The following is an 11,008-nucleotide window of genomic DNA, read 5'->3' on the forward strand; positions in this document are numbered from 1 at the left end:
CAGCCCGAAGTTCGCTGTATGCCCCGCTTTCTTGCCGTCTACACGATGAAGCCCGAAGACCTTGCCCGCTTTCGCAGCCTGCCCAAGCCCGAGCAAGATGCGATTGATAGCGTCGGATTGCAGCAGTGGGCGGACTGGGAGGAGAGAAACGCCGCATTCTTCCCTGATCGCGGCGGTATGGTCGGCAGAACGACGCGCGTTACAAAGGACGGCATCGCCGACGCCGTGAACCCTTTCTGCGGCTACATTGTCATCGAGGCCGATACCATCGAGGCTGCCGCCCGCCTGTTTGAGAGCCACCCGCATTTCACCGTCTTCCCGGGAGACGGCGTGGATATCATGCCCTTCCTCACCGACCCACAATGACTTGAAACTCCGGCTGCCGCTTTCTGATGTCAAAAGCCGTCTGTCAGCTCTCGGCCACTTCCTGACTTTCAGTCTCACATGAAGAATACGCCCAGCATCGCCACAAGCTGGCCTTGTCGATGCGTACCGGTCTTGTGGAATATCGATTTCACCCTGTCGCGGGCGGTTTCAAGTTTTATGCCGAGTATGCCGGCTGTCTCGGCCAGGGAATCCCCTTTGGCCAACCGCTCGCAAAACATGATTTCGGAGCGGGTCAGCCCGTACTGTAGGGCAAATGCCGACAAGTCCCCAGGGCCTCGGAGACGAGCATCCAGATCGCGGATAAGGACAAGAACCATCGGTCTGGTGAGAAAGATGGACAGAATGCCGCTTGCAGCTGCCGATATGGCGGGAAGCGGCGCGAACGAAACTTGCCAGCGGCCTTCGATACAGAGAGGGATTTGGTCCAAATTGATGGGCAATCCTTTGGAGAGCGCAACAATTCCATTGCGGAAAAGGTGGTCTGCGCGGGCATTGGAAAGGCACACGCTGCCGTGGCGGAGTACAGCCACTGAACCTGCGGAAAGCATGTCAACCGCCTGCTGGTTCGCATCGCGGAGATGTCTGTCGCTGTCTATGACGAATGCCGCGCAGCAAGCTCGTTCAACCAAGGCGGCCCCCGCCATAGCATCCTCGGTTCGTTTCCTGAGCAAATGTCCAAGGTCGACCGACCTTCGCAGATTGCTTCGTATCCGCTTGAGAACTTCGGCTGCTGCTCGGTCGTACGAGCCGGCCTTGGAAAGCGGATAGTGCATGGGGAGATGAATGACTTCCCGTGGACCGCCATCAATTTTTATGCCGACTGCTGCCTCAATGTCTTTCTGCGGACGGAGCCAGTCATTGTAGAATTCGGTATCAGCGAACAAACGGGCCGGGCAATCTTCTTCGGCGACCAGAACCGTTCCGCTCTCGACGGCCTGCCACAACGGTATCCACGGATTTAACCGGGCATAGTGATCTGCATACGATTTCAGATATCCGGGGTCTATGTTGTAGACGGCCTGAAAATTTAACTTGTTTTCGGCAACATTGTGATTCAGGAGGGAGCACAACGATCCGGGAAATGCTTCCCCCATTACGCGCGGCACCTCGTCCCAGGAACCCACCCCGAACGCCGCGGCATCAATTGCTTCAGCAACCGCGTTGCTTATTGAGGCAACACGTTTCTCATCGTAGATGCCAATCCATTCCCCCGACCTCAATGCTGGGCGATCCTGTCCCATGGGCACGCCTCCCCATCCACTAGGGACAAATCTTTTAATTAGCCTATTCTAATATGAGTAACGTTGGATAGCCACACGTTGTCAGTCGCGCATAAGCCTTTCGGGGAATGCGGGAAGGAAAGTGCGCCGTTCGTTTAGCCGCAGACTTTGCCCTACTGGTCTAAATACAAGATTCGATGCAGTGCTGAAGGTTGCCACGCATCCACATCCAGCCGAAGACGTCGTTGCGAAGTTCCAAGACCCCGTCTGCAATCATTGAGAACTATGAACTGGGCCGACTCCCCCCAAATGGGGGTTTCGTAGCACAGCTGATCGCCGGATTATGCGGATTCAAACGGCAATTTGGCCGGACAACGATGGCGAATGCCAGTTCTGGGTACCCGGGGATGAGCATCTCAAGCGTCAGCACCCTGTACACCGGCTTCAGGCGGTTCCGGATCGCCTTCACTCGGGCTGACGAGAATCGGAAACGCTCCTACCCGCTGGGCAAAGCGCGCTTCTGTCGTTCCAAGCGTAGGGTTTCAATGAACGATTTCCGACTGGATTGAAGTATCCGAGGAGGGTGAAATGGCCGACAAATTCGGAACCAATGGCAACGATGTCATCAATGGCACGGCGGAGGCAGATTTCATCTCTGGCGGCCCGCAGGGCGGGGACCCGGCGCTCGAGATCGGCGACGACGAGATCAACGGCGATGGTGGCAACGACACCATCCTTGGCCTTGGTGGCAACGACACGCTGACTGGGGGCGAAGGCAGCGACACCATCGAGGGCGGCGCCGGCGAAGACGAGCTTTACGGCGGCACCGACGATGACACGATGCTCGGCGGCGATGGTTCGGACGTGTTCCACGGCGGGGCAGGCAATGACACTTTTGACGGCCAGGGCGATTTCGACGACGTCTGGTACGCCGGTGAGGGTGGCCTGCTGGGGGTTACCGTCGATCTGGCTGCAGGTACCGCAACGGACACGTTCGGTGACGCCGACACGCTGACCAGCATTTCCGGCATCGCCGGCTCCGATCTCGCGGACACGCTTCTCGGTGATGGCGAAAACAACATTATCCGTTCCTTCCGCGGCAACGACATCGTCGACGGACGCGACGGCAGCGACGAAGTGCACTATGCCAATGACCAGAATCTGATCTCCGTGACAGTGGACCTGGCCACCGGCACGGCGTTGGAGCTTTATGGCGATGGCACATCCACGGATACGCTCGTCGGGATCGAGCGGATCCGGGGAAGCCTCGGCGGCGATTCACTTACGGGCGACGGCGCAAACAACACAATCCGGGGCATTGCAGGCGACGATTGGATCGATGGCGCCGGCGGCCGCGACATGGCGGATTACAGCCAGGATGCGCGGTACGGTGGCAACCAGGGGGTAACCGTTGATCTGGGCACAGGCAGCGCTATCGACGGATTCGGCGACACCGACACGTTGACAAGTATCGAAGACGTTCGCGGCACCCGTTTCGGCGACACGGTCTACGGCGGCGACCAATCCTTCAGCCAGTACCAAATGGGTGCAGGCAGCGATTTTGTCGACGGCGGCGACGGCGGCGACGCAATCGACTATTCGCGGGACAATGATGGAACAGCCAGCCACGGCGTTTTCGTCAATCTGTCGGACGCCGAGCAGACCTCGTTCCTCGGCACAGCCGGACCGGGCACTGCGATCGACCTCTACGGCGACACCGACACGTTGCAGAACATCGAAGACATCATCGGATCGGAATTCGCCGACGTGCTGGTCGGAGACGGCGAAGGCTACGAGGGCTTCCAGGGTCTTGGCGGCGACGACATTCTTACCGGCGGGTCCGGTGATTCCTGGGCATACTACGACCAGGACATTCATCACGGCGGCAGCAGCGGTGTCACCGTTAACCTTTCGGACCAAGCACAAGGAGGCCAAGCGGCGAACAGCGCGACCGACGGATTCGGCGACACCGATACGCTGGTCAACATCAACAAGGTGCGCGGCACCCAGTTTGCTGACACCGTCTACGGCGGCGACCAATCCTTCAGCCAGTTCCAGATGGGCGCGGGCGGCGATGTCGTCGACGGCGGCGACGGCAAGGACATGATCGACTATTCGCGGGACAATGATGGAACGGCCAGCCACGGCGCATTCGTCAACCTGTCGGGAACGACGCAGACGTCTTTCCTTGGAACGGCCGGACCTCATAGCGCCATCGATCTCTTTGGCGACACCGACACTCTGATCAACATAGAGGACGCCCGCGGATCGGATTTCGCCGATTATCTCTTTGGCAACGCCGGCGACAATCTCCTGATTGGAGAAGGTGGCGACGACACGCTGCTTGGAAACGGGGGCGCGGACACCTTCATCGGCGGAGCCGGAAACGACACGATGGACGGCGGAGCCGGCTCCGACACTCTCGACTACGGTTCCGAAGGAGGCCCCCACGGCGTGGTTGTCAACCTGCTGGGGGACGGTGGCGTTCAGGGAGGACTGCCCTCCGACACGGCGATCGACACGTTCGGCTTCATCGATCCAGACCCTGCGAACAGAACTCCCACGGATTCCATAGCGAGAATCCCGAATGTGATCGGCACGCAGTACGCCGATGAGATCTACGGAGGCAATCATGACAACAACCTGTCTGGTGGGGGCGGGGACGACATACTGAAGGGCGGCGCGCTCAATGATGTTCTCGATGGAGGCGCGGACTCCGATACAGCGATCTACGAGGGAACCCGGGCGGATTACCAAGTCGACCAGAACCCGGACGGGAGCCTGACAATCGCCGATCTGCGTGCCGGCTCTCCTGAAGGGACAGATACCGTCAGCAATGTCGAACTGTTCCAGTTCGCGGACGGCCAGAAGACTCTTGGCGAGCTTCTCAATTCCGCGCCTGCCATCACCTCGAATGGCGGTGGCGACACGGCTCAGATCTCGATTGCCGAGAACACGACCGCGGTGACCACCGTCGAGGCCAGCGATCCGGATGCTGACGACACGCTCACTTACTCGATCGTCGGCGGCTTCGATCAAAACCTGTTCCAGATCCAGAACGGCGTGCTCTCGTTCAACCAGCCCGAGGATTACGAGAACCCGAGCCTCAACGGCGGCGCCTTCGATCACTTCTATGATGTTCAGGTGCGCGCGACAGACAGCCAGGGCAATTTCGACGAGCAGCTCATCACCGTGACACTGACCAACCAGAACGACAATGCGCCGGTGTTCTCATCGGGCACCACGGCCAGCTTCGCCGAAAACGCCACCGGCACGGTCTACGACGCCAATGCTAGTGACGCCGACAATCTCGGGGCGCTGACCTACACGCTGTCGGGGGCGGACTTTGGCCTGTTCGACATCGATGACTCAACCGGCGTGGTCACCTTCAAGACCGCGCCCGACTTCGAGAACCGGCTCGATCAAGGCGCCAACAACGTCTATGACATCACCGTCACCGCCTCCGACGGCACACTGAGCACCGACCAGGCGGTCGCCATCACGGTGACCAACCAGAACGACAACGCGCCAGTGTTCTCATCGGGCACCACGGCCAACTTCGCCGAGAATGCCACCGGCACGGTCTACGACGCCAATGCAAGCGACGCCGACAATCTCGGGGCACTGACCTACACCCTGTCGGGGGCGGACTTTGCCCTGTTCGACATCAATGCTTCGACCGGCGTGGTCACCTTCAAGAACGCGCCCGACTTCGAGAACCGGCTCGATCAAGGCGCCAACAACGTCTACGACATCACCGTCACCGCCTCCGACGGCACGCTGAGCACCGGCCAGAACGTCGCGGTCACCATCACCGACGTCGGCGGCATCACCCAAGCGGGAGATCCCAACAAGGGCGACACGTTGACTGGCACTCCAGAAGGCGACAACCTGTCGGGCCTCGGCGGAAACGATACGCTCATTGGGCTTGCTGGAAACGACATCCTCGATGGCGGTTCGGGTAGGGATGTCCTTACCGGCAGCACCGGCGACGACACCTATATGGTCGACGACAAGGGCGATTCCGTAACGGAGAACGCCAATGAGGGAACGGACACTGTCCAATCGAGCATTTCCTACACCCTCAGAGTAAATTTCGAGAACCTGATATTAACCGGCTCGAATCCGATCGATGGCACTGGAAATGCCCTCGACAACTCAATTGCGGGCAACAGCTCCAACAACACCCTGGTAGGATTGGCCGGTGCCGATATTCTGAATGGCCAGACGGGAAGTGACACGGCGTCGTATGCGACGTCGGCCTCGGGCTTGAACGTCAACCTCGCCGCAGGAACCGGCGGTGGAGGCGATGCACAAGGCGATACGCTGATCAGCATCGAGAACCTGGTCGGCTCTGCATTCAACGATGTTCTCGAAGGTGACCCGGGCGACAACGTGCTCATCGGCGCGGGAGGCACAGATACCGTCTCTTATGAGCACGCGTTCAGTGGCGTTACGGTCAGCTTGGCCGCGTCGTCCGCGCAGAATACCGTAGGCGCCGGTCTGGACACGATATCGCTCTTCGAAAATCTCACCGGCTCCGCGTTCAACGACCGACTAACTGCAAACTCGGGGTCCAACGTTCTGACAGGCTTGGCAGGCCAGGATCAGTTCATATTTAACAACGTCGCGGGTAGTTCGGTCGCCGCACCGGACCGTATTGCCGATTTCGTGCACGGGGCGGACTTGATCGACCTCTCAGCGATCGACGCTAATACATCGAACAAGCCAGCTTTCAAGGGAGACCAAGCGTTTGCCTTCGCGGGCCAAGACACCAGCGTGATCGCGAACAGCGTCACGTGGCATGAAGCCGGCGGCAACACGTTCGTTCAGGCAGATGTGGACGGGAAAGGCGGAGCTGATTTCGTCGTTGAGTTAACGGGGATAGGTCTGGGCCTGACCGCGACGGATTTCCTACTATGAATTAGTTCAGCGCAGGATGCCCTCGAGGAACGAACTGACGCGCGAAGATGAGCCATATAGATCCTAACCGGGGGATCACACTCCTTTTTGAGGTGAGACCAGTATCGCGCGGTTCGTGACCATTGAGGTCCAGCAAATCGAGGCCGACAAAATAGAGGTCATTCTGCCGACTGGCCATGGCCTTGCGCACTACATTGAAGTCGGGCAGCCCGGCCTCATGGGTGATGGTGTTTTTCACGGCCATTTGCGCTTCACGCCGGTCTCCACCTAGGGCGAGTAGTCGGGTGGTGGCGGTGTATTCGCAACCATTCCCTCAGCTTTTTCTCGGGCAAGCTTTTCCTGTTCCCAAGCTATTCGTCGAGCCGCTCGCGCATCATGCAGCTCCTGCGTTGCGCGCCCGGGGATTGAGCGTAAACTGGCGACGCCACGCCGAGTGCCAAAAGGACGGCGATTGTCGTCAGCATGCGCATGATCTTTCCGTTCCCGTTTGCTCGAAGGAGGATCATCTTGATGGCAACAAAGAGTATCCCTTAGTTGTGGCCCTCGGCTGCTACAGATGTGGCCAAATGGTGAAAGCCGTGCCTCGGAGCTGTTGCCTTGGACATGTAAATCGTGAGACCGGTAATTTTGCTGGGGTAGTGTCTACAGGGATTGGCAGCAAGGTTCGATCCAACACGGTCGTTTTCGTCATGGACGCGACGATCGAATGGATTACCTCGATCGAGGGGCGGAATTTACCCCAGCAAAATTGCCGGTCTCCCCCCGAGGATGGGCCGAACGCCTTGCCAGGAAACTCAGGCTCTGATGAGATAGCAGGGCTCCGAAAGCTCACGGCTTCGGAGCAGACCGATCCGGATCGGCACCACTCCATTCACCGCACGGGCGCCAGCCGGCGCCCCCCCTTATCCCTCCACTTGGACTTCTTTCCATGCTCGTTGCGCAGATTAGCGACTTCCATGTCCATCCCGTTGGCCAAATGGTATATGCTGGCATCGACACCAATGCCATGACGCGGCGTGCCATTGCCACGATCGCTGCCCTGGACCCTGCTCCCGATTGCGTCCTCGTCACGGGCGATCTTGCCGATAGCGGGGGCCTGGACGAGTACGGTCTCGTGGTTGATATCTTGTCCCGCCTGGCAATGCCGGTATTCGTCATTCCGGGCAATCACGACCGGCGCGAGGCGATGCGCGACGGCCTCGCCACGGCCTATCCCTATTTGCGCCAAGCTGAGGATTTTCTGCATTACGTTGTCGAGGATTTTCCAGTTCGGCTCATCGGCCTCGATACGGTGGTGCCGGGAAAAGTCGGCGGTGCTATCTGCGCCGCACGAGCGGCTTGGTTTGCCGATCGTCTCGCTGAAGGCGACGGTCGCCCGACGCTGGTCTTCATGCATCACCCACCCTTCGTTACCGGTGTCAGCGGGATGGACGCGACGATGTGCCGAACCGACAGCGCATTCGCGGGGCTTGTCGAAAGCCATCCTGAAATTGAATGCGTGGTCGCCGGCCATCACCATCGCCCCATCATCCGTCGCTGGGCCGGCACGGTCGGCTTCGTTGTGCCCGGAGTGGCGCATCAGCTGGCGCTTGATCTTCGCCCGGGCCAGCCCATCCGATTTATCCTCGAGCCTCCGGGCTTTGCGCTCCACGCCTGGTCGCCCGAGACCGGCTTGGTCTCGCATGTCGCGCCAATCGGCGACTACGGACCGAGTCGCGATTTTTAGCTTTATTCCGGTTGTCCGTGGAAGCTCGAGAAATGAGCCGCTACTGCTGGCCTCGGCGAAAGCGGATGCCGGAACGCGCATCAAAACAGCGCCGTAGTGACGGTCCGGAGGCGGCGTAAATGCAACGGAAGCGCCGCGCCGGCTGTGCCGGCGTTCGCCCTCGCCTCGCCTGCAGCGCGAATAGCGCTGCTGGCTCGCCTATGTTCGGTCATCGTCAATCACCAGATCACGCACGATCAGCACGGGAAGGAGTCGGTGAGCGACAGCGCAAGGTTCGGCGTCGTTTGGCCTTCGGCCTATTGGTGCTCAACTGGCTGGCGATCCGCTATATCGATGTTGTCGCCTGGCTGGCTAGCTTCTGATGCGCACGCCGTTCCACCCCCCGGTGCGAGGAACGGGAGAGCACCAAGGACGGCGACGAAATAGCAGGGCGGTACAACCCCCGCCCCAACCGAAGCCGCGATCTCGACGACATGGTTACTGTGACAAGACGAACAGGGTATAAAGCTGTCTGGCAACAGACTGGTTGAGGAACGCCCCACCGTCATGAAGCCGATGAACGAAGAGCACCTCGCGGTTCTACGCAGGCACATGGTCGAGGTGATTGCAATCCATGCCGACCTTGCAAGCGAAGAACTCGGCAAGGCGACGCTTGATGAGCGGGTGATGGCAGCGATGCGGCGGGTGCCGCGGCATCGCTTCCTGCCAGCCCCGTTTGCGCTTTATGCCTACGAGGACATGCCGCTGCCGATCGGCTTCGATTAGACCGTCTCGCAGCCCTTCATCGTCGCTCTCATGACCGATCTCCTTGCTCCCCAACCGCACGAGGCAGTGCTCGAGATCGGCACTGGCCTGGGCTACCAAACCGCAATCCTCGCGGAACTCTCCGGACAAGTTTGGAGCGTCGAGATCATCGAGGAATTCCATGCCTGTGGGATCTGAAAAAGTACAGTTGCTGACTGTCATCGACAAGGATGCGGCAGGGCAACTCGAGGCTCGGGAACTCATCCCGGTTCGGTTCAGCCGGCTAGAAACGGTCATATGAGGGGTACGGCTGCGCGGAGCCGTGCTGGAAGATCAGGATAACGCGCGCCGCATCGATCACACGGGCGCAGGATGGCATCGCCGATCTTTTGACATCCATGCCGCAACGCTACTCGTCGAGCACGCCTGCAGCCGCCGGTCGCAGCCGCTGGCGATCATGCCGGCGCGGTCGTATGTGCGCTTCTCAAAGACCCTTATCCAGCCTACTGTGTGCCTACCAGAGGGCAAATGGGTCGCTCATCTGGGAAATGACGGCCAAAGGCTCAAGGAATTCGCCCAGTGGCCAACACGTAGCGGGCAGGAGGTAACGATGGATCTCAAGGACAGGCGCCTCTGGTACGGCGTGGTAGCCGTGATCGTGGTCTTGGTCGTGATTGCGTATGCGGCTGGTTGGTTTGGCGGCACACCGATACCAGCGCCGCAGCAGTGAGAGCGATCGTCATTCTCGCTTGGCGGCAGCTGACTGCTCAGTCTCTAAAGGCCGAAAGAAGGGACACCTGATTGGCTGTTTCGCTGGTGCGGCTACCATCCTGACGACGCACAGCCTGGACCGTTTTTGAGATGGCTTCCGCTCAATTTGTTGGAGGACCGGTCCTTGGATCGTGCGCAATCCGCAACACTCCGCCATCGGGCCGGGTAACTTCGATAGTGGTTTCGACACGGACAAAATGCGATCCTACGGAGTAGCCAGGCGCCAGGTCGTGCCGGAAGTCGTACACTGGAGCCACAAGGGCCAACGCAGGCAAGCGCTCCCCACGCGGGAAGGCTGCGTTGCATGAAGGATGGTGCGGTCATGATTATCCAAGGTCCTTTTCGAGAGCGGCGTCGAGGTCTGTTGGGCTGAGTTGCACCATCTGTTGCGCCGAACTCTGCAGGGCGATTGCCGGCAGGTGAATGAACGCGCCGACGCGCCGACGCGTCGCCAGGCAAGCCTGGAAAATTTGGCACTCCTATCATTCGAGTGCCAAAGGGGCTATGCTAAGTGTTGCAGTCGCTCTATGTGCGGCGGCAGAAAGAACCCCAATGAAATTCCGACCACTCCACGACCGCGTCGTCATTCGGCGCGCTGAAGGCGATAACAAATCCAAGGGCGGAATCATCATTCCCGACACCGCCAAGGAAAAGCCTCAGGAGGGCGAAGTGATCGCCGTCGGTCCAGGCTCACGTGATGAGAGCGGCAAGCTGATCCCGCTCGACGTCAAGGCCGGCGATCTCATCCTGTTCGGCAAATGGTCAGGCACCGAGGTCAAGATCGACGGCGAGGATCTCCTGATCATGAAGGAGAGCGACATTATGGGCATCGTCGAGAAGACCAAAGCGGCCAAGAAAGCCGCCTGACCGGGCGATTTGCGCTCTCCTAATTTCTAGACTGAACTGGACGTAAAATCATGTCTACCAAGGAAATCAAATTCGCTACCGATGCCCGCGACCGGATGCTGCGCGGCGTCGAGCTCCTCAACAATGCCGTGAAGGTGACGCTCGGCCCCAAAGGCCGCAATGTCATCATTGACCGCGCCTATGGCGCGCCGCGCATCACCAAGGACGGGGTCGCCGTCGCTAAGGAAATCGAGCTTTCCGACAAGTTCGAGAACATGGGCGCGCAAATGGTGCGCGAAGTGGCCTCGAAGACCAACGACCTTGCCGGTGACGGCACCACCACCGCCACGGTGCTGGCCGCTTCGATCCTGCGCGAAGGCGCCAAGCTGGT

8 protein-coding genes and 1 pseudogene are annotated in these 11,008 nt (G+C 59.6%); 7 read left to right on the top strand and 2 right to left on the bottom strand.

What is annotated here, in order from left to right:
• Positions 1–18: 18 nt before the first annotated feature.
• Positions 19–366, top strand: a complete 348-nt coding sequence (locus AC04SI_RS32550; RefSeq protein ID WP_404284273.1) for a hypothetical protein — start codon at positions 19–21, stop codon at positions 364–366.
• A 74-nt stretch (positions 367–440) separates the two neighbouring features.
• Here the strand turns inward: AC04SI_RS32550 and AC04SI_RS32555 are convergent, their stop codons facing one another.
• Complete coding sequence (locus AC04SI_RS32555; RefSeq protein ID WP_404284275.1) at positions 441–1,628, bottom strand: helix-turn-helix transcriptional regulator; 1,188 nt, start codon at positions 1,626–1,628, stop codon at positions 441–443.
• 567 nt (positions 1,629–2,195) lie between these two features.
• On the opposite strand from AC04SI_RS32555, the gene AC04SI_RS32560 reads away from it, so the two are divergent.
• Positions 2,196–6,530 carry a beta strand repeat-containing protein gene (locus tag AC04SI_RS32560; RefSeq protein WP_488475669.1) on the top strand — a complete coding sequence of 1,445 codons (4,335 nt, stop codon included), beginning with the start codon at positions 2,196–2,198 and terminating at the stop codon, positions 6,528–6,530.
• A gap of 1 nt (position 6,531) precedes the next feature.
• Here the strand turns inward: AC04SI_RS32560 and AC04SI_RS32565 are convergent, their stop codons facing one another.
• Positions 6,532–6,774, bottom strand: coding sequence for a hypothetical protein (locus AC04SI_RS32565; protein WP_404285004.1), 243 nt, complete (start codon positions 6,772–6,774; stop codon positions 6,532–6,534).
• A 684-nt stretch (positions 6,775–7,458) separates the two neighbouring features.
• Here AC04SI_RS32565 and AC04SI_RS32570 point away from each other — a divergent pair.
• The 5 genes and pseudogenes from AC04SI_RS32570 to AC04SI_RS32590 form a co-directional block, all read left to right on the top strand.
• The gene (locus tag AC04SI_RS32570; protein WP_404285005.1) at positions 7,459–8,256 is read left to right on the top strand and encodes a phosphodiesterase; all 798 of its coding nucleotides are present in this window, start codon (positions 7,459–7,461) and stop codon (positions 8,254–8,256) included.
• A 546-nt stretch (positions 8,257–8,802) separates the two neighbouring features.
• Positions 8,803–9,301, top strand: a pseudogene (locus tag AC04SI_RS32575) (protein-L-isoaspartate O-methyltransferase family protein).
• 21 nt (positions 9,302–9,322) lie between these two features.
• Entirely contained in the window at positions 9,323–9,730 is a 408-nt protein-coding gene (locus AC04SI_RS32580) for a hypothetical protein (protein WP_404285006.1), read from the top strand.
• A gap of 593 nt (positions 9,731–10,323) precedes the next feature.
• Positions 10,324–10,638: a co-chaperone GroES gene (groES, locus tag AC04SI_RS32585; RefSeq protein WP_258589076.1), complete on the top strand. Its 315-nt coding sequence runs from the start codon at positions 10,324–10,326 to the stop codon at positions 10,636–10,638.
• 50 nt (positions 10,639–10,688) lie between these two features.
• A partial coding sequence (locus tag AC04SI_RS32590; protein WP_488475670.1) for a TCP-1/cpn60 chaperonin family protein occupies positions 10,689–11,008 on the top strand: 320 nt, incomplete at its 3' end.

It is taken from the genome of Mesorhizobium sp. CNPSo 4689, assembly GCF_057784325.1.

Excerpts from the sequence above, each read along its gene's own strand:
- AC04SI_RS32550 (WP_404284273.1), top strand. The coding sequence starts at position 19 with ATGCCCCGCTTTCTTGCCGTCTACACGATGAAGCCCGAAGACCTTGCC.
- AC04SI_RS32555 (WP_404284275.1), bottom strand. The coding sequence starts at position 1,628 with ATGGGACAGGATCGCCCAGCATTGAGGTCGGGGGAATGGATTGGCATC.
- AC04SI_RS32560 (WP_488475669.1), top strand. The coding sequence starts at position 2,196 with ATGGCCGACAAATTCGGAACCAATGGCAACGATGTCATCAATGGCACG.
- AC04SI_RS32565 (WP_404285004.1), bottom strand. The coding sequence starts at position 6,774 with ATGGCCGTGAAAAACACCATCACCCATGAGGCCGGGCTGCCCGACTTC.
- AC04SI_RS32570 (WP_404285005.1), top strand. The coding sequence starts at position 7,459 with ATGCTCGTTGCGCAGATTAGCGACTTCCATGTCCATCCCGTTGGCCAA.
- groES (WP_258589076.1), top strand. The coding sequence starts at position 10,324 with ATGAAATTCCGACCACTCCACGACCGCGTCGTCATTCGGCGCGCTGAA.